The organism is uncultured Ruegeria sp. (assembly GCF_947500045.1).
Lineage (GTDB): Bacteria > Pseudomonadota > Alphaproteobacteria > Rhodobacterales > Rhodobacteraceae > Ruegeria.
On sequence record NZ_CANMQQ010000004.1, the window covers coordinates 354,616 to 373,791 of the forward strand.

At 57.0% G+C, this 19,176-nt stretch carries 17 protein-coding genes; 6 read left to right on the forward strand and 11 right to left on the reverse strand.

Going from position 1 to position 19,176, the window contains the following annotated elements:
* Window positions 1-75 precede the first annotated feature (75 nt).
* Window positions 76-519, reverse strand: a complete 444-nt coding sequence (locus Q1B46_RS09940; RefSeq protein WP_299947518.1) for a hypothetical protein — start codon at window positions 517-519, stop codon at window positions 76-78.
* 207 nt (window positions 520-726) lie between these two features.
* Between Q1B46_RS09940 and Q1B46_RS09945 the strand changes: the two genes are divergently transcribed.
* Window positions 727-1,593, forward strand: coding sequence for a LysR family transcriptional regulator (locus tag Q1B46_RS09945; protein WP_299947520.1), 867 nt, complete (start codon window positions 727-729; stop codon window positions 1,591-1,593).
* Here Q1B46_RS09945 and Q1B46_RS09950 read toward each other — a convergent pair.
* A complete protein-coding gene (locus tag Q1B46_RS09950) occupies window positions 1,575-2,102 on the reverse strand; it encodes a redoxin domain-containing protein (protein ID WP_299947522.1) in 528 nt (175 codons plus the stop codon). The two genes, Q1B46_RS09945 and Q1B46_RS09950, sit on opposite strands and share 19 nt — an antisense overlap.
* Before the next feature lie 91 nt (window positions 2,103-2,193).
* On the opposite strand from Q1B46_RS09950, the gene leuB reads away from it, so the two are divergent.
* Complete coding sequence (gene leuB, locus Q1B46_RS09955; RefSeq protein ID WP_299662317.1) at window positions 2,194-3,297, forward strand: 3-isopropylmalate dehydrogenase; 1,104 nt, start codon at window positions 2,194-2,196, stop codon at window positions 3,295-3,297.
* A gap of 56 nt (window positions 3,298-3,353) precedes the next feature.
* Here the strand turns inward: leuB and Q1B46_RS09960 are convergent, their stop codons facing one another.
* Entirely contained in the window at window positions 3,354-5,540 is a 2,187-nt protein-coding gene (locus Q1B46_RS09960; RefSeq protein ID WP_299947524.1) for a transglycosylase domain-containing protein, read from the reverse strand.
* Between the two features lie 259 nt (window positions 5,541-5,799).
* Between Q1B46_RS09960 and Q1B46_RS09965 the strand changes: the two genes are divergently transcribed.
* Window positions 5,800-6,138: a P-II family nitrogen regulator gene (locus Q1B46_RS09965; RefSeq protein ID WP_170675441.1), complete on the forward strand. Its 339-nt coding sequence runs from the start codon at window positions 5,800-5,802 to the stop codon at window positions 6,136-6,138.
* A gap of 34 nt (window positions 6,139-6,172) precedes the next feature.
* Complete coding sequence (locus Q1B46_RS09970; RefSeq protein ID WP_299947527.1) at window positions 6,173-7,495, forward strand: ammonium transporter; 1,323 nt, start codon at window positions 6,173-6,175, stop codon at window positions 7,493-7,495.
* 121 nt (window positions 7,496-7,616) lie between these two features.
* On the opposite strand, the gene Q1B46_RS09975 is transcribed toward Q1B46_RS09970, so the two are convergent.
* From Q1B46_RS09975 to Q1B46_RS09995, 5 genes are all read right to left on the reverse strand, one after another.
* Window positions 7,617-8,342, reverse strand: coding sequence for a hypothetical protein (locus Q1B46_RS09975; protein ID WP_299947529.1), 726 nt, complete (start codon window positions 8,340-8,342; stop codon window positions 7,617-7,619).
* A gap of 174 nt (window positions 8,343-8,516) precedes the next feature.
* Window positions 8,517-9,701, reverse strand: coding sequence for an amino acid aminotransferase (locus Q1B46_RS09980; protein ID WP_299947531.1), 1,185 nt, complete (start codon window positions 9,699-9,701; stop codon window positions 8,517-8,519).
* Entirely contained in the window at window positions 9,701-10,555 is an 855-nt protein-coding gene (gene sseA / locus Q1B46_RS09985) for a 3-mercaptopyruvate sulfurtransferase (protein WP_299662302.1), read from the reverse strand. Before sseA ends, Q1B46_RS09980 begins: the two co-directional genes overlap by 1 nt.
* A 93-nt stretch (window positions 10,556-10,648) precedes the next feature.
* Window positions 10,649-10,918 (reverse strand): hypothetical protein, encoded by a 270-nt coding sequence (locus tag Q1B46_RS09990; RefSeq protein WP_299947534.1) that lies wholly within the window; start codon window positions 10,916-10,918, stop codon window positions 10,649-10,651.
* Window positions 10,915-11,490, reverse strand: a complete 576-nt coding sequence (locus Q1B46_RS09995) for an XRE family transcriptional regulator (protein WP_299947537.1) — start codon at window positions 11,488-11,490, stop codon at window positions 10,915-10,917. The genes Q1B46_RS09990 and Q1B46_RS09995 overlap by 4 nt, the downstream gene beginning before the upstream one ends.
* A gap of 104 nt (window positions 11,491-11,594) precedes the next feature.
* On the opposite strand from Q1B46_RS09995, the gene ilvD reads away from it, so the two are divergent.
* Window positions 11,595-13,427, forward strand: coding sequence for a dihydroxy-acid dehydratase (ilvD, locus tag Q1B46_RS10000; RefSeq protein ID WP_299662293.1), 1,833 nt, complete (start codon window positions 11,595-11,597; stop codon window positions 13,425-13,427).
* A 164-nt stretch (window positions 13,428-13,591) separates the two neighbouring features.
* On the opposite strand, the gene Q1B46_RS10005 is transcribed toward ilvD, so the two are convergent.
* Window positions 13,592-14,410, reverse strand: a complete 819-nt coding sequence (locus Q1B46_RS10005; RefSeq protein WP_299947539.1) for a sulfotransferase family protein — start codon at window positions 14,408-14,410, stop codon at window positions 13,592-13,594.
* Window positions 14,411-14,550: 140 nt separating this feature from the next.
* On the opposite strand from Q1B46_RS10005, the gene Q1B46_RS10010 reads away from it, so the two are divergent.
* Window positions 14,551-16,128, forward strand: coding sequence for a DUF5928 domain-containing protein (locus tag Q1B46_RS10010; RefSeq protein WP_299947541.1), 1,578 nt, complete (start codon window positions 14,551-14,553; stop codon window positions 16,126-16,128).
* A gap of 39 nt (window positions 16,129-16,167) precedes the next feature.
* On the opposite strand, the gene Q1B46_RS10015 is transcribed toward Q1B46_RS10010, so the two are convergent.
* Together Q1B46_RS10015 and Q1B46_RS10020 are read right to left on the reverse strand one after the other, a co-directional pair.
* Window positions 16,168-17,679, reverse strand: coding sequence for an aldehyde dehydrogenase family protein (locus Q1B46_RS10015; RefSeq protein WP_299947543.1), 1,512 nt, complete (start codon window positions 17,677-17,679; stop codon window positions 16,168-16,170).
* A 3-nt stretch (window positions 17,680-17,682) separates the two neighbouring features.
* Window positions 17,683-18,789, reverse strand: coding sequence for a saccharopine dehydrogenase NADP-binding domain-containing protein (locus Q1B46_RS10020; protein ID WP_299947547.1), 1,107 nt, complete (start codon window positions 18,787-18,789; stop codon window positions 17,683-17,685).
* Window positions 18,790-19,176 lie beyond the last annotated feature (387 nt).

The following is a 19,176-nucleotide window of genomic DNA, read 5'->3' on the forward strand; positions in this document are numbered from 1 at the left end:
CCGCAAGGTGGCCCGATTTCGTCACGAGGATTGTCTTTAAAACCAGACGTACTTGTTAACAAACAACCATTGGGATCAGGGTGTTGAACCGGGTGGAGTGCCCGGTGTCGAAGATCCACCCGTCGGGTCAGGGCGACCGCCTGTGGTCGAACTTCCGCTAGGATCGCGTGCGCCACCCGATGTTGAGCTGTCGCTCGGGTCTCGCCCGCCACCGCTGGTTGAACTGTCATCGCCGTCGCCTCCTTCACCCCCAGGAGGGCACGGAATTCCGGTCGATATTTCCACGCAATCATCCGGTGGGGGCGGCGGCGGTGGTGGAGGTGGTGGTGGTGGAATGTGCCGGCAGGGATTGGCCGCATCTGCACCATCAGGGCTGGAGCCGTCGGAACATCCAACAACATCGCCATATTTGTTAAAAATTGGTTCAGCCTGTACCGGTGGCGGGGCCTCGGTCTGGCTGCAGGCTGCGATAAATGACAGGCACAGGGTCGCAGTCCAGAGCTTTGAGAAATCTGGCATTCATGTTTCCTTATGATCTGGGCAACCCATACGCGCGATCACCCATCACCCCTAGAAGAGGTGTGTTTCTAACCCATTGTGAAATAACGGAAATGACCGAACACTGATGGGTGGCGCGACTTTAGGGTGGAATTATCTGGACAAAAAGCCGTCAAGCTGCATGAAGATCATGCATATTTGCAGGATTTTGATCTAAGGTGCTTAGTCATGAACTGGGACAATCTTAAGATATTGCTGGCAATCAGCCGCGCGGGTTCATTGACCGGGGCGGCGCACTTGCTGGATGTGGACGCGACCACCATGGGGCGCAGGTTAACTGCGCTGGAACGCGATCTGGGCACTATTCTATTCGTGCGCGCCAAATCGGGTTTTGTCGCCACTGAGGCAGGCGCAATCGCCATTCACCGCGCCGAAGAGATCGAGGCCTGTTACCACTCCATGACCGACGATATTTCGCGCTCGCAATCCGGGGCGGTGGGGACCATGCGGATCATCGGGAACGCGTGGACAATGCAACAATTGGCAGGCGCTGGTATGGATGGGTTCCTACGGCGAAATCCCGGCCTCGACCTGCGGCTGCTAACGCGTACGCCTGCGGCCAAGGTGACGGGCGAAGCCTCGGTTCAAATCTGGTTCGAGGTGCCACCCCAATCGGCGGAATACACAATCACTCTGGGGCAAGTGCCCTATGCGGTTTATCGCGCGGCCAAACTGACGACGGACCCCGACAATTGGGTGGCCTTCTTCGATGAAGAGGCCAGCCGCCCGATCATCACCCGCGCGATGGATCGCCTTAGCCACGGGGCCGAGGCAATCCGTCTGACCGCGACGGATGCCAGCGTTCTGGTCTCAGCCGTCGCCGCCGGGGCGGGCAAGGGACTGCTGCCCATGTGTCTGGCTGAAGGGCGTGACGATCTGGTGCGCGTCGGTCAGGGGCGGCCCGAATTCAGCCGCGCCCTGTACCTCTACCTCAATCCCGACACGGTGGGTTACAAACGGGTACAAGTCACCGTCGAGTGGTTGCGCACCGCCTTCACGCATGCCTTCGCGACAGATTACAACGCGCCGATGTAAGCGCCGCGCGGCGGGTAGTTGTTGGCCAGCGTAAACTTCAGCCCGCCGACAATGTCCGACATGGCAGGCCGCGCGAAAGGCGTTGTTTGCTGCCATTCATAATAAAGCGTCTGATCTGCGGCGATGTAGAAATGTCCCGGCTCGGCAAACAGCGCCGGTTCGGCACTGCCTTCGCGCGCCTCCGAGATATTCAGCCCCCAGACATCCCGCGCCTCGGCCAATGGCAGACCGTGACCCACGCGCAGCATCGATACCCCGGCTTTTTCGACCGTTTCGGCGGCGCGTTCGGCTGTATCGGTGGTGATCATGATCACCTCAACCCCAAGTTCGGCGAAATCATCCAACGCCGCCTCGACCTCGCCCATCTGGCGAATGCAGATCGGGCAGTGCAGGCCGCGATACTGAATCACCAGCGTGCCATTTTTGCCTGTGTCGCGTTCAAGATCAAACGTCCCATGGCCCACAGTTTCGATTTTCAGCGATGGGGCCGGATTTCCGGGTGTCAGCATGTGTTTTCCTCGTGAATTGGCGGGTTCGTCTCATTGACCCGATGCGCAGCAGACGCTAGGGCCTGTGCAACCAAACGCAAGGAGACTGTCGATGTCCAACCCCTCGCTCCTCATCCTGCCCGGAGACGGAATTGGCCCGGAAGTTATGGCCGAAGTGCGCAAAATCATTGATTGGTTCGGCGCCAATCGCGGTCTTCAATTTGACGTGAGCGAGGATCTGGTGGGCGGTGCGGCCTATGATGCCCACGGCAAGCCGCTGTCGGATGAAACCATGGCCAAGGCGCAAGAGGTTGACGCCGTTCTGCTGGGTGCCGTTGGCGGCCCCAAGTATGACGATTTGGATTTCAGCCTGAAACCCGAACGCGGGTTGCTGCGTCTGCGCAAGGAAATGGACCTGTATTCCAACCTGCGCCCGGCCCAGTGTTTTGATGCACTGGCCGATTTCTCATCGTTGAAGAAAGACGTCGTTGCGGGCCTCGACATCATGATCGTGCGCGAACTGACATCAGGCGTCTATTTCGGCGAACCGCGCGGTATTTTTGAGGAAGGCAACGAGCGCGTGGGTATCAATACCCAGCGCTATACCGAATCCGAGATCGAACGCGCCGCGCGTTCGGCGTTTGAGCTGGCGATGCGTCGGAATAAGAAATTGTGCTCGATGGAAAAGGCCAACGTGATGGAGTCGGGCATCCTGTGGCGTGAGGTTGTAACCCGTGTGGGCCAGGATTATCCCGAGGTTGAGCTGTCGCATATGTATGCCGACAACGGTGCGATGCAGCTGGTGCGCGCGCCCAAACAGTTTGACGTGATCGTCACCGACAACCTGTTTGGCGATGTCCTGTCAGATTGTGCCGCGATGCTGACCGGGTCTCTGGGCATGCTTCCTTCGGCCTCATTGGGCGCACCGATGGCCAATGGTCGCCCCAAGGCCATGTACGAACCGGTACACGGCTCGGCCCCGGATATCACAGGCCAAGGCAAAGCCAACCCAATTGCATGTATTCTCAGCTTTGCCATGGCGCTTCGCTACAGCTTCGATCAGGGTGCCGAGGCGGGCCGTCTGGAAGCAGCGATCGAGAAGGTTTTGGCCGATGGCGTCCGCACAGCTGACTTGCTGGCCGAAGACGGTGTTCAGCCGGTTTCGACTAGTGAAATGGGTGATGCAATTCTGGCGGCGCTGGACGAAAGCGTCTGATCGCGCGATCTCTCAGACTTCAAAGGCGGTGCCCAGCGCACCGCCTTTTTTGTTTGTCAGTTTCCGAAGATGTTATTCAGCAGGTTGTTGATCGCCTTGTCCAACCCGGTCTCTTTCTTTCGGCGCTGTTGCTGCGGCTGAGCGGTCCTGACCGGTGGGTCCGGCGCCAACATTGGTAACGGTGTCGGCGTCAATCCTTCGGTGACGCGCAACATGGTCTCTTTCCAGATCTCCGCCGGCAACCCACCGCCCGTCACGCCTGACAACGGAGTGTTGTCGTCATATCCCATCCAAACGCCCGTCACGTAGTCCGCAGTGAACCCTATGAACCACGCATCCCGCGCGGCCTGAGTCGTGCCAGTCTTACCCGCCACCTGCCAACCCGGCAGTTTCGCACGACCGCCTGTGCCTTCTGAGACCACACGCTCCATCATCCAAGTCAGTTGCTTGGCGGCCTTGTCGTTGATGACCCGCTCGCCGATACCTGTTGTTGTAACCATGACAGGATCGGCCTCGCCCAGAAGTTTCAGCTCGGTCAGGCCATAAGGCTCCACGGCTGAGCCACCGTTCAAGATACCCGCATAAGCCCCTGTCATCTCGATCAGCGTGCTTTCCGACGCGCCCAGCGCCAACGCGAGCCCCTCAGCCAAATCACTTGAAAGGCCGAAACCACTGGCAACGGTGCGGACATTATCCAGACCCGAGATATCGGCCACTTTGACCGCCGGGATGTTCAGTGAATTCTTCAGCGCGTCTGCCAGCGTCACCCGACCATAGAACTTGTGGGTATAGTTTTTCGGGCACCACTGCCCCGACCCTGCGATATCCCAGCAGGTCGGTTCATCCATCACCGTGTCCAAAGGTGAGTATCCCAGCTCCAACGCAGTCGCATAGACAAACGGTTTGAACGACGACCCCGTCTGACGCAGCGCCTGCGTGGCGCGGTTGAACGCACCCGACACACGGGTCTTGCGCCCCCCGACCATACCCCGCACTGCGCCATCAGCGGACATCACCACAATGGCGGCCTGCGCCTCAGACCCTTCTCGCACTTTCTCTTGAAAGATGAATTTCAGCGCCTCTTCCGCCGAGGTCTGGATGCGTGGATCCAGCGTGGTCCGGATCACAACGTCCTCGGTCGTGTTGCGGGTAAAGAACTCGGGGCCACTGGCCATGACCCAATCCGCGAAATAGCCACCCGCACGGGCAGCTGCAGCCTCGGACAATTGGGCCGGACGACTGCGCGCTTCGCTCGCCTGCGCACTGGTCAGATAGCCCTGAGCCTCCATTAGCCCGACCACCAGCCGCGCCCGGTCCTGAGAGCGTTGCAGGTTATTGGTCGGCGCATAACGCGAGGGGGCTACGAGAAGCCCTGCCAGCATCGCCGCCTCAGCGGGGCTGACTTCGGCTGCAGAGATTCCGAAATAGCGCTGGCTTGCGGCCTCAAACCCGCGCGCACCTGCACCAAGGAAAGTGCGGTTCAGGTAGATCGTCAGGACCTCATCCTTGGAGTATTTCACCTCCATCGCGATTGCATAGACGGCCTCTTTCGCCTTGCGCCAAAGCGAGCCTTGGCGGCAATCGTCCTCATAAGCTTTTTCGGATTCCCATTCACTGGGTTCGTACGGCACGCCGAGGCACAACAGTTTCGCCGTCTGCTGCGTGATGGTCGACCCGCCATGGCCCGACAATGGCCCGCGCCCTTCACTCAGGTTGATGCGCACCGCGCTGGCCACGCCACGCGGGCTGACGCCAAAATGGCGGTAGAACCGCTTGTCTTCTGTGGCGATCACCGCGTTCTTCAGATGTGGTGAAACCGTATCTGCCGTAATCACCCCGCCGAACTGATCACCGCGCCAGGCAAAGACCTTGCCATCCCGGTCCAGCAGGGTCACCGAGCCCTTTGCGCGGCCATCCAGCAAGGCATCCACATCCGGTAACGACGTGTAGACGACGCCCACAGCCAGCGCCAATAACAGCCCGACCACCGCTCCAACTCGCCAAGTGATGCCCCAGAACAAACGCCAGAGCCAGCGGAACAGGCGACGGAAAATGCCACCGCCCTTCCCGCCGGAACTACGACGGGTTTTCTTGCGCGCCGTCTTGCGTGGGGCGGCTTTGCGGACCGTTGCTTTCTTACCCGCCGGTTTTGCAGCCCGCTTGGTCGTCGCAGGCTTGCGGGCCTTGGACGGGTACCTTTTGTCCGCGACAAGACGCGGTTTGCGGCGCTTGGACTCAGTCATGCTCAAACTCTGCCCGTTATGCTTTTGGGGCACCATACCCCGCCGGAACGGCCATGTAGAGGTGTGAAATTCCGGTATTTCCCCTCGCAATCTCGCCTATTTTTTCACCGCTGGGCGCAATTTGTGCAAAAAATGTGCAATTTTTTAGGTTTTCTCCTCTGACTACCCCCTCGGAATCGTTCCCTATCACCGATCGCCGCGCTCTTTTTCTGCAGGTGCAAAAGAAACCGGCCTGCCCGGAGCAGCAGAGGGGAAAGATGTGAAACTGATCATTGCGACAATCAAACCGTTCAAGCTTGAGGAGGTGCGCGAGGCACTCACCAACGCAGGCGTGCGCGGCATGATGGTGACTGAGATCAAGGGCTTTGGCTCACAATCTGGTCACACCGAGATTTATCGCGGCGCCGAATACGCCGTGAATTTCGTTCCCAAGATCAAGCTTGAGATCGTGGTGCCCGCCACCATGGCCGACCAGATCGTCGAGACCATCACCACAACCGCCAAAACCGGCAAGATCGGTGATGGCAAGATTTTCGTCCTCGATGTCGAGCAGGCCCTGCGCGTGCGGACTGGGGAAACCAACGAAGACGCGCTGTAAGGCGCGCCCACTCATAATCATTCGAGGAAAACACATGAACCTGATGAAATCTCTCATCCCTGCCGTAGCGATCGTCGCGCTGCCGCAGATGAGTCTTGCGCAAGAGGCCGCCACAGGCGAACCCGCGTTGCATACCCAGTACATCTTCACCACGTTACTCTTCCTGATGGGCGGGTTTCTGGTGTTCTTCATGGCTGCAGGCTTTGCCATGCTCGAAGGCGGGCTGGTACGGTCCAAGAACGTCGCGATGCAGATGATCAAGAACATTGCGTTGTTTTCGATCGCGGCGATCATGTACTGGCTGATCGGCTTTAACCTGATGTACCCCGGTGATGGCTGGACCATATCGGGCTGGTTGGGTCCGTTCTTCTCGGTCACCACGCTTGATCCGGTAGGCGTTGCACCCACAGATGCAGCACTCGACTACGCCTCGATCGGTTCGGACTTCTTCTTCCAGTTGGTCTTTGTTGCAGCGACCGCTTCGATCGTGTCCGGCGCGGTGGCTGAGCGGATCAAACTGTGGCCGTTTCTTGCCTTCGTGGTCGTCCTGACAGGTATTCTATATCCGATTTCTGGTTCGTGGAAATGGGGCGGTGGCTGGCTTGACGCGCGCGGTTTCTCGGATTTTGCCGGTTCGACTGTTGTGCACTCGGTCGGTGGCTGGGCAGCTCTGGCTGGTGCCATCATCCTTGGGCCGCGGATTGGCAAGTACAAAGACGGCAAAGTTCACCCGATGCCCGGTTCGAATCTGGCCCTGGCGACGCTGGGTACGTTTATCCTGTGGCTCGGCTGGTTCGGCTTTAACGGCGGCTCGCAATTGGCGATGGGCACTGTGGGCGACGTATCTGACGTGTCGCGCATCTTTGCCAACACCAACATGGCCGCCGCGTCGGGCGCAGTCGCGGCCCTGATCCTGACACAGGTTCTGTACAAAAAGCCGGACCTCACCATGGTGCTGAACGGCGCGCTGGCCGGTCTGGTTTCAATCACCGCCGAGCCACTGGCCCCGACCCTGTTTGGCGCACTTTGGATTGGTGCGGTGGGTGGTATCATCGTGGTCTTCGCAGTTCCAATGCTGGACAAGTTCAAGATCGACGACGTTGTTGGCGCGATACCGGTTCACCTGTTCGCCGGTATCTGGGGCACCATCGCCGTGATCTTCTATGGTGAGGTTAGCCTGATCACCCAGCTGACCGGCATCATTGCCTACGGTGTGTTCACCTTTGTCGCCGCGCTGATCCTGTGGTCAGTTCTGAAGGCAACCGTGGGCATCCGCGTCAGCGAAGAGGACGAGATCAACGGTCTCGACATGGCTGAGCTTGGTATGGAGGCCTATCCGGAGTTCTCAAAGGGCTAAGCCATAGACGTCGATCGGATCCACACCGGATCAGTCTTACACCAAAACCTCAAACACTGGCTGGCCCTGCATATTGCAGGGCCAGTTTTCATTAGCAAACCTGTTCAGAGTTTCGTGCCGATTATCGGTTAAACACTTCATCATAGCTAAACCGCATTTCAAATGTCTGCTCCAATTGGTCGTTCATGAAACACATGTCCTCACTGCTGATATCTGCAGGCGTCAAACGCTTTGACCCCGTTTTTGGCCCAACTCTGCCAACGCGCAAGGTGGCATTCGATTTTATCGGAAGATCGAAGGTCTTCGAGATCGCCTTCAAAAACCCGGCCGCATCGGCCGCGAGGTCCTCGTATCGCACCACAGCGACATTGGCGTCGCGCTCAAGAAATTCAATATGGGCTTTCATTTTGATCGTGCGCAATTCGAATACGTTCGAAAAACATCGCCCTTCAATGGGATGCCGGTCGTATTGAAGTGGTGTGTTCCGCGCCACCGGAAATCCCCGAAGTCCGAACTTCACGCGACCAAGTACGCCGGGCCTGTAGTTCGACTGCCAAGGCGTTCGGATAAACTCGGAAAACGACAGATCCGTCATCGCCGGGCTTGCGAATGGCCGGGCATGCATGCTCAGAACCCAATCAAGGGGATTACGAACAATAACGGCGATTAGGCTGCTAGATTGGATACAGGGCATGACAGGTACGCCGTGCTTCCAGCCGTAGGAAAAGGTTTCGTCCAGCTCAAACGTCTCTGCCAGGAGGGCAGAAAGAAAATTTGTACCTGAACGCCGTTCACCAAAGACCTGAAAGTCAACGAGTTGATCGGACTTGAAACGCCTGAATTCCATAGACTGCTCAAAAGTAACTGGTTGAACGCTCGTGCATCTTGCAAACCCAATATACAAGCGCGTCGTCTAGTCCACCGTAGTCGCCCCAATCCCCCAAGATGCTGATCTATATTGGGGATTGGGGCCAACATATTGCGTCGCTTTGCTGGGTTGGCCTGAGTTCAGGGGGCGACGTTACACCCCAACGTCGATGATGGCCTGCGCCAAAATTGGCACGGTTGTTGCGTTCAATCCGGCGATGTTTAGGCGGCTGTCGCCCACCATGTATATGCCGTGATCCACGCGCAGCTTCTCGACCAGTTCCGGGGCCGCGCCAAGGCGCGAGAACATGCCGCGGTGTTGCGCGACAAAGCCGAAACGATCCGATCCGCTAAGGCGTTGCAATTCGTCAGCCAATTGCTGACGCAGACCCAGCATGGACAGCCGAACCTCTTCCAATTCAGTCGCCCAGTCGGCGCGCAGGGCATCGTCATTCAGGATCGTCGTAACAACACGAGCACCATGATCAGGCGGGAACGAATAGTTCTGGCGGTTCAGAAACGCCAACGTGGACTGGTTCAGCGCCGTCTGCGCCGCATCGTCGCTGATCGCCATCAGCAGGCCGGTACGTTCGCGGTAAACGCCGAAATTCTTCGAACAAGACGCCGCAATTAGGCAACGCTTGACCGACGAGGCCACCAGGCGGACCGCTTGCGCATCCTCCTCCAGACCGTCGCCAAAGCCTTGATAGGCGATGTCGATCATCGCAACGAGGCCGCGGGTGTTGATCAGGTTCACAACCTCCTGCCACTGCACGATGTTCAGGTTGGCACCCGTTGGGTTGTGACAGCAGCCGTGCAGCAGAACCACATCACCCGCATTGGCAGTTTTCAGGTCCTCGATCATGCCGTCAAAATCGACGCCACGGGTTTCGCCATCAAAATAACGATACTGGACCGTCTCGATCCCCAGATAATTCAGAATCGACAGGTGGTTCGGCCAGGTCGGGTTCGACACAAAAACACGGGCCGAGGGATTGGCCATGCGGATCATCTCGAACGCCTGACGGCACGCGCCGGTGCCGCCGGGGGTGGCGACGGCCGCAATATTGGCGCGAGGCACAGCATTCCCGAGGATCAGGCCGATCATTGCATCCGCAAAAGCCGGGTCACCCGCCAGACCTGTATAGGCCTTGCTCTCTTGCTCTTCGAGAATACGCTTTTCGGCAGCCTTCACCGCGCGCATCACCGGGGTTATGCCTTTGGCATTCTTGTAGACACCTACGCCCAGATCGATCTTCTGATCGCGCGGGTCTTCGCGGTACATCTGCATCAGAGCCAAAATCTTGTCAGCAGGCTGCGGTTTAAGGTTCTCGAACATCAGTTCTCTCCGGTTGCGACGGGCAGGGTCGGGAAGGCACCCCATTCAGCCCAGGAGCCGTCATAAAGCGAATGGTCTTTTTTTCCGATGCGTTCCAACGCAAGGCTGAGGATCGCGGCGGTCACGCCAGACCCGCAAGATGTTATGGCAGGCTTTGACAAATCCACGCCTGCGGCCTCGAACACTGCTCGGCAATCGTTGGGCGATTTCATCGTGCCGTTCTTGTTCAGCAGCATTCCAAAAGGCACATTGCGCGAGCCGGGGATATGGCCCGAACGCAGACCCTCACGCGGTTCGGCCTCGGCCCCCGCAAAACGGGCAGCTGCGCGGGCATCGATGATCTCATGATCATTCAGCTTGGCCGCGGCTGAGACCTGCGTAACATCGCGAACCAGATGGTTTTGCACCCGAACAGTCATATGACGATCCCGTATCACCGGCGGCAGGTCCTCGATCTCGCGCCCTTCAGCCTGCCATTTCGGAAAACCACCATCCAGTACAGCGATGTTTTCCTGACCCATCAGGCGGAACATCCACCAGACGCGAGCCGCTGACATCAGCCCGGCGCCGTCATAGACCACTACCTGATGGCCATCGCCAACGCCCATGGCCCGCAGGCGGGACATGAATTTCTCGACCGGAGGTGCCATATGCGGCAGGTCCGAGCGATGGTCTGAAATCTCATCAATATCGAAGAAGCGTGCGCCCGGGATATGGGCCGCGTCATATTCTGCCTTCGCATCCCGCGCTTGCTGCGGCAAATACCAAGACCCGTCCAGAATCCGTAAATCCGGATCCTTGAGATGAGCGGCAAGCCATTCGGTAGAAACAAGGGTTTTTGGATCGTCCTGCATCAAAGCCTCCCCTAAGCGAGCTTGGGTTTTCCCTATACTTGGTGGGATGCTGGTTCAAGGCTGGATAGCGCTAGCGCCCAAGTCGTTCTGGATTTACTGCACCCGACGCAGGCGAAAATACTGAATGATCCCGATGACGCTGATGATAATCCAGAACCCTTCGATCAGCATCGACGCCAGATTGAAGTTCTGCATCAACGAAAACACGATCAGAACCGAGCCGATCAGGTTCACCACCGGAAAAGCCAGATCATCCGAGTTCATCATTCGCATCTGGGTGGCAAAATAAGCCGCAACCACGATCAATGCCCCGAAGGAACCGATGGCATCGACGACTGTCAGGTTGTCAAAAAATGCGGTCATTGAAGTGTTCGGTCCTGTTCCAAAATCTCGGCCGATTGCGAGTAGTGGTGCATGTTGAGGAAGGCCGCGCCCAGATCACCGGCGCGGTACCCGTGTGGCACGTCAGCGGCGAACCGCAACCCCTGACCGGCTTGCAGTGGAACCCAGTTTCCATTGCGCAGGACGTCCAGCGTTCCGTTCAGTACAAAAACCTCTTCGGTCACGCCTGCTGCATGGGCGGGCGATTCATGGCTTTGATTCGGCGACAGATCTACGTGAAATGTTTCGGCCCCCAACGCGGGATCAAAGGGGAAGACAATCTTGACCTCGATGCTGCCCGGGAAAGTTACAGTGCTAAATACGCCGGTATCCTTTGTATTGCGCATTGCAGCGGTACCGATCAAAGCGCTTAGCGGAAGCTGGAAGCCTTTTGCGATCTTCCACAAGGTCGCGATCGTCGGGCTTGATTCGCCGCGCTCAATCTGACCCAGCATGGCTTTGCTAACCCCGGTAAGTTCGGCCACCTTGGACAGGCTCAGCCCTGACGCTGCGCGAACATCCCTGAGTTTCAGTGTTAGTTCGTCCGAATCCATACCCAGGCCTTGCGATTTGTCTTGTGCGTTATAACGTACATATGATACGTGCGCTATAACGTACACACCCAATATCGCAGCTTGGGTAATAGGGAAACAGCATCATGCCATTGTACCGATCCAGAACCTCAACCCATGGCCGAAACATGGCCGGTGCTCGTGGCCTGTGGCGCGCCACTGGAATGGGCGACGATGATTTTGGCAAACCGATCATCGCCATCGTGAACTCGTTTACCCAGTTTGTGCCCGGTCACGTCCACCTGAAGGACCTGGGCCAGATGGTCGCGCGCGAGGTTGAGGCCGCAGGCGGTGTCGCGAAAGAGTTCAACACTATCGCTGTGGATGACGGCATCGCCATGGGCCATGACGGCATGCTGTATTCCCTGCCATCGCGTGAAGTGATCGCGGATTCGGTGGAATACATGGTCAATGCCCATTGCGCAGATGCGATGGTCTGTATTTCGAACTGCGACAAGATCACCCCCGGCATGCTGATGGCCGCAATGCGCCTGAATATCCCCGCGATCTTCGTCTCGGGCGGACCGATGGAGGCTGGCAAAATCGATATCGCCGATCTGGACGCCAAGAAGATCGACCTTGTGGATGCGATGGTCGCTGCTGCTGACGACAAGTTCACTGACGAACAGGTCCAGCATATCGAAGAAAATGCCTGCCCCACCTGTGGATCCTGTTCCGGCATGTTCACCGCGAACTCGATGAACTGTCTGGCCGAGGCGCTGGGTTTGGCCCTGCCGGGCAATGGTTCGACATTGGCGACCCACGCGGACCGAAAAGAGCTGTTCCTTGAGGCCGGTCGCCGGATCGTCGAGATTACCAAGCGGCACTACGATCTGGACGAAAAGGGATTCCTGCCCCGCGAAATCGCCACCTTCGATGCCTTCGAGAACGCGATGAGTCTGGATATCGCGATGGGTGGGTCAACGAACACTGTGCTGCACCTGCTAGCCATCGCACATGAGGGCGAGGTTGATTTCACCATGTCCGATATGGACCGCCTCAGCCGCAAGGTGCCCTGCTTGTGCAAAGTCGCTCCGAACACCGAGAACGTGCATATGGAGGACGTCCACCGCGCAGGGGGCATCTTCTCCATCCTCGGCGAGCTTAGCCGCGCGAGCCTGCTGCACGAAGGCTGCAATACGGTGCATTCAGGTACGATGGGTGAGGCGATCGCCAACTGGGACATCAAGATTGCCAACAATCCCAAGGCGCAGGATTTGTTCAAGGCAGCGCCCGGAGGCGTGCGCACTACGCAGGCCTTCAGCCAGTCGAACCGCTATAAGGAACTGGATACCGACCGCGAAGGTGGCGTAATCCGCTCGAAAGAACACGCGTTCAGTCAGGATGGCGGTCTGGCGGTGCTGTTCGGCAACATAGCCCGAGATGGCTGCATCGTAAAAACTGCCGGTGTGGACGAGAACATCCTGAAATTCACCGGTTCGGCCTATGTCTGCGAAAGCCAGGATCAGGCGGTGAGCGACATCTTGACCGGCAAGGTCAAGGAAGGCGACGTGGTGGTGATCCGCTACGAGGGGCCACGCGGCGGCCCCGGGATGCAAGAGATGCTTTATCCTACTTCGTATCTGAAATCCAAAGGACTGGGCAAGGCCTGCGCCTTGCTGACCGACGGGCGGTTCTCGGGGGGAACGTCGGGTTTGTCGATCGGCCATGTTTCACCTGAAGCCGCCGAAGGCGGTGAGATCGGTCTGGTGCAAACCGGCGACAAGATCGAAATCGACATCCCCAACCGCACCATTCACCTCGCGGTGTCTGACGAAGATCTCGCGGCCCGGCGCGAGATACAGGATGAAAAAGGCTGGCAGCCCGCAGAGCCGCGTAAACGCAAAGTTTCGACGGCACTTAAGGCATATGCCAAACTTGCGACCAGTGCCGCAAAAGGCGCAGTACGACAGGTTTGATCCTGCCTATTGGGGAGTTCTCCCGCGCCCGCGCGGGCCATCGGCTTCGCCAATACCCCCTTGCGGACTTGGGCCCGGCGCCACGCTTTGCGCTGCGCCGGGCCCAACCAGAGGAGGCGTCTCGTCAGAGACGTTGACGATGGGCGGCAGCTTCTGGGTGGGCTTTAATCACCCAGTTTTGCGTGGATTTCGTTCAGATCAATCTCGGCGATTGGCATCTTGTTCGCCGGATTCTCGAAATCGTATTTGAACAGTTCAAAATCCTGTTTGTAGATTTCATAGACCAGATGCATCGACAGGTCGTCAAAATAATCCTCAACCGGATGTGCACGTTTAGGTCCATGACCCTCGGACTCGTTGAAGCGCGGGATATCGGTCAGGATAACGGGATGCGCGGTATCCAGATGTTCCAGCACATCTTGCATGCCGTCATTGAATTTTTCGGTCCAGAATATCCGATCATACCGACCACCATTCGCAATCAGGGTCGAGACATGGCCAGACATAGCGGACCAGTGGATGTCCGGGTCCATCGGACGCCGCCAACGGATCGTGTCTCGGGCGAATAAAAGGAAACGACGGAAACTTGCGATTTGGTCAAACTCGCCTTTACCGTCATCGCCGCCGACTTCGATGCCATAGTTGTAAATCAGCGTCGGCACCAGATTTCCGCGATAGCGCTTACCGTTACGTTGAATACCGCAGATCTTGTCGAAAAACGAACTGAGGATGCGCGTATAAGGATTGCGCACACAGGTGAAAGTGTACGATCCATGCGATTGAACATTTCTGGCAATCGGATCCTGGCTGGCGTTAAAGGCCCACTTGTGCATCCCGTCCTTGGCGTCATGAATGTCACCATCAAAAAACCGACCATGATCCGAAAAATACATGATCTGTCCAATGGTCGAACAGGCGCATTTCGGCACAACACGGTAGACCATGCTTTGACTTTCGGTCATCCATGTTCCGGGAAAACCCATCGGCCGTGCCTCCTTCGCCAGTTATCACGTTGATACTCTGGCTTATTGGCTCAAAGAACCAAAAATATTCTGTTTATTCAATCGCTCATCCTCAGTATCACGGTTGCAAATGGGCAGAAACGGGGAATTACGAAACGCAAATGGCAAAGATCGCCTATATCTTGCTGTGTCACAAAGACCCTGAAGCAATCATTGCTCAGGCTGGACAGTTGACAGCCGCCGGCGATTGCATGGCGATCCATTTTGATGCGCGCGCTAATGACGCGGACTATGCGCATATACGTAAGACCCTGAGCGACAATCCCAACGTCACTTTTGCAAAGAAGCGTATCAAATGCGGGTGGGGCGCATGGTCCCTGGTCCAGGCTACGCTGCATGCGCTTCAAGCGGCAGTGGATCAGTTCCCCAGAGCCACCCATTTCTACATGTTGTCTGGCGATTGCATGGCGATCAAGACCGCCGAGTATGTGCACAGCTTTCTTGATGAGAACGACATGGATTTCATCGAAAGCCATGACTTCTTTGAAAGCAACTGGATCAAGACCGGTATGAAAGAAGACCGTCTGATCTATCGCCACTATTTCAACGAACGCAATCAACCGCGCCTTTTCTACACCGCCTACGAGATGCAAAAGCGTCTTGGCCTTACGCGTGATATCCCGGCAGATCTACAGATCATGATCGGCAGCCAATGGTGGTGCCTGCGCCGTCGCACCGTTGAGATGATCCTGGAATTCCTGCGCCAGCGCCGAGATGTGATCCGGTTTTTCGCGACGACCTGGATTCCGGATGAGACCTTCTTTCAAACTCTCGTTCGTCACCTGATCCCAAAGCAAGAGATCGAGAACCGGACGCTGACTTTCCTGATGTTTTCCGACTACGGCATGCCGGTCACCTTCTACAACGACCATTATGACATGCTGTTGGGTCAGAATTATCTCTTCGCGCGCAAAATCAGCCCCGAAGCGTTTGAACTGAAGGAACGTCTGGGGCAGCTATATGCAAACGAGGGAATCGAGTTCAGCATTTCTGGCGAAGGGCGCAATCTATACCACTTCCTGACCAGCCGTGGACGTGTCGGGCGGCGGTTCGCACAACGGTTCTGGGAGGCTGGGAACACGCTGGGACCTGAACGCGAGGTATATCTGATTGTTTGCAAAAAATGGCACGTAGCCAAACGGCTGATTGATCAGATCGCCTCGGAAACCAGTATTCCCTGTATCGAATACTTGTATGATGAGCGGGACACGCCGCTTCCAGATCTGGGTGGCATCGAATCAACGCTAACCAAGCGGACTCGTCATCGTCGCGCGGTCGCGCGACTGCTGTTTGATCATTTCAATAGCGACAAATTGGTTTTGTGCATTGATCCGGCAAATCTGGACGTCATTCAAGATTTCTGTGCCGATCAGGCTAAGACGCGGGTCTTGGAAATCGAATGCGATTACTCTGACGAATATCTTGCCGGACACGCCCGTCGCGTCGGACTGGCCGGTCAGAACAGCGCAGCCGAATCTGTTATTCGGCTACTTCCTACCCTGCGGAACGCCTTGGCTTATGAAGCTGAATTGATCCGCGACACCCAAAACGATGGGTTGTTCCATCTACGCGAGGCTGCCGATCGTTCAGTCAACGAAGACGCAATCGCGGAATTTCTGGATATTGCCCCTGAAAAGGCCAAATCCGTGATGCAGCTGGATTACCTTTTTGCAGATTGAAACCCGGCGATATATTGGAACATCGCCGGGTCTGCAGAATTAGATGTCGAATTTGACACCCTGCGCCAGTGGCAATTCAGCCGAGTAGTTCACCGTGTTGGTCTGACGGCGCATATAGGCCTTCCACGCGTCCGAGCCGCTTTCGCGCCCGCCGCCGGTTTCCTTTTCACCGCCGAACGCACCGCCGATCTCGGCCCCCGACGGACCGATATTGACGTTTGCGATCCCGCAATCTGACCCGGCTGCGGTCAGGAACTGTTCCGCCTCGCGCATGTTCAAAGTGAAGACGCAGGATGACAGGCCCTGCGGGACATCATTTTGGATTTCCAGCGCCTCGGCGAATTCGTCATATCCCATGACATACAGGATAGGAGCAAAAGTTTCCGTTTTCACCGTTGCGGTCTGGCTTGGCATCTCGACGATGGCGGGCTCCATATAGACGCCACCCGGAACGCCGTCAGTCACACGCTGGCCGCCAAATACAGTCCCACCTTCGGCCTCAGCCGAATTGAGCGCCGCTGTCATTGCAGCACCCGAGGCTTCATCCACCAGCGGACCGATCAGAGTTCCGTCGATCAGCGGATTACCGATAGGCAGCCCGGCATAGGCTTTTGTCAGACGGCTCACCAGTTCTTCACGGATAGAGTTATGAACGATCAGACGGCGCAGCGTGGTGCAGCGTTGTCCCGCCGTACCGACCGCTGAAAACACAATTGCCCGCACCGCCATTTCCAGATCCGCCGAAGGACCAACAATCATTGCGTTGTTGCCGCCAAGTTCCAGTATGCACTTGCCAAAGCGCTGTGCCACGATCGGCGCAACCGCGCGCCCCATCCGGGTCGAACCGGTGGCTGAGATGAGCGGTACATCCTCGCTGGCGACCAGCGTCTCACCCAGGGCCGCGCCTCCGATCAGGGTCTGCAACAGACCCTCGGGCGCATCGCCGAACCGAGCTAAAGCGCGCTCAAAGATCTTCTGACACGCCATCGCGGTCAAAGGTGTTTTCTCGGACGGTTTCCAGATCACCGGATCACCGCAGACAAGCGCCAGCGCTGCGTTCCATGACCAGACCGCCACCGGGAAGTTGAAGGCCGAGATCACACCGACTGGCCCCGTCGGATGCCATGTTTCCATCATCCGATGACCGGGACGCTCAGATGCAATCGTCAGGCCATATAGCTGGCGCGACAGACCCACGGCAAAGTCGCAGATATCGATCATCTCCTGCACTTCGCCCAACCCTTCCGAGGTGATCTTGCCCGCTTCCCAGCTGACCAGCGCCCCCAGATCATCCTTGGCCGAACGCAGTTCTTCTCCCAACAGGCGGATAAGCTCGCCCCGGCGTGGTGCGGGCACAACCCGCCAGGCTTTGAATGCGGCCTTGGCACGCACAAAGATTGCGTCCATGGCTTCGACGGGCGTCTCATGCACCTCGGCCAGCACGCTGCCATCAATGGGAGAGGTCACGCGCAAAGTTCCGCCAGTCAGGTCCGCAACCGTCAGATCCAGTTTCGCAAGAGTGTTTTCTGCAGTCATCACAACGTCTTTCATACCTCAGGCCGCCTTGTTCTGTTCGGTGACATCACCGGCGCGATAGAGCCGGCCAAATTCAGTGCTCCGGAAATCAACAAGCTTCACTTGTTCTTGTCGGACAAAGCCCTTGGACGGCAGCGCACCCGTCCGCATCAGATCGACGACACCCAGCACTCCGGCTGCGGTGGTGATTTGGATAGCGCTCCAAACCTGCCCATCGATGGTGCGGGCAAAGGACTTGTTGATCAGGGATTTCTCGCGCAACGCGCCATCAATCATCCCCTTGGCGGTGCAGTAGACAAGCACCACGTCTTGGTCAGTGCGCGGCAACGCTGTTTCAAAAATCTCTTTCAACAGGTCGCGACGACGTTCCAAACCCAGATCATTCAGCAACAGCCGAAGAATATCGCGATGTCCGGGATATCGAATTGACCGATACGATACAGCCCGCGCCTTGCCCCCAAGCGTTTCTGGCAGCGTACCTAGCCCACCCGACGTGTTGAAACATTCATACTCCACACCGTCATGGCCGATCAGCTCATAATCTTCGAGCGGCGCAGTCTTTACCCGCTCAGCGTTCACGATGGCATCACAGGGATTGCAATATTCGTTGATCAGGCCGTCTGTTGACCAGGTGAGGTTGTATTTCAAGGCGTTTGTCGGATAGAGCGGCAGCGCCCCGACCCGCATGTGCAAGCTGTCTAGTTCATCAAATTCTGCGGCCAATGCAGCGCCTGCAATTCCAACAAATCCGGGGGCCAACCCACATTGAGGCATAAACGCCGTATCACTGTTTTCCGCCATCTCGCGCACGGCATTTGTCGCGGCAACGTCCTCGGTCAGATCAAAATAGTGCGCACCAGAAGCCTTGGCCGCACGCGCGATCGCAGGCGTCAGAAAAAATGGAGCAGCCGAGATAACAGCATCAAACCCCTTGAGGCCCTGTTCCAGATTGGTGCTATCGCGGGCATCAATCTGCCGCGTGGAAATTCCCCGCTTGTTGAAGGCGGACAGGGCTGCAAGATCATGATCCGCAACGGTTACCGAATAGTGAGTCGAAGTTTTCAACAGGGTCGCGATCATCTGACCAATCTTGCCTGCGCCGACTACGCAAATATTCCAGCTCAAGATATGCCTCCACACTTTGTTTCTTTAAGTATGGCGCACGATTTGTCCGGTTCGCAGGGGTTATCTTGACGACACATATACGTTGATCGTCATTTTTACGTTAATTTTGTCAATATGTCGTGAGCAGTCAATTTGAGGAGCGTGCTTGAAACAGGAGTATGGAGACATGCCTTGGTTCATCAGTATTTTAACCTGCTGCAACTCTGAGCCAATTGTAAGCGTTGCATCCCACCCCGGATTCAGCGCCTAGCAGTAAGGGGGCCTCCAAGGTAGTCCAGTGGCGGCTTGTTCGACACATTGTTCGACTGTGTTCGGTTTGGGAGTAGGGTTTGAGCGTTTGGCTTTCAGGTTATGAGCCTGACGAGGTTTGATCGTTGAGCAAACATT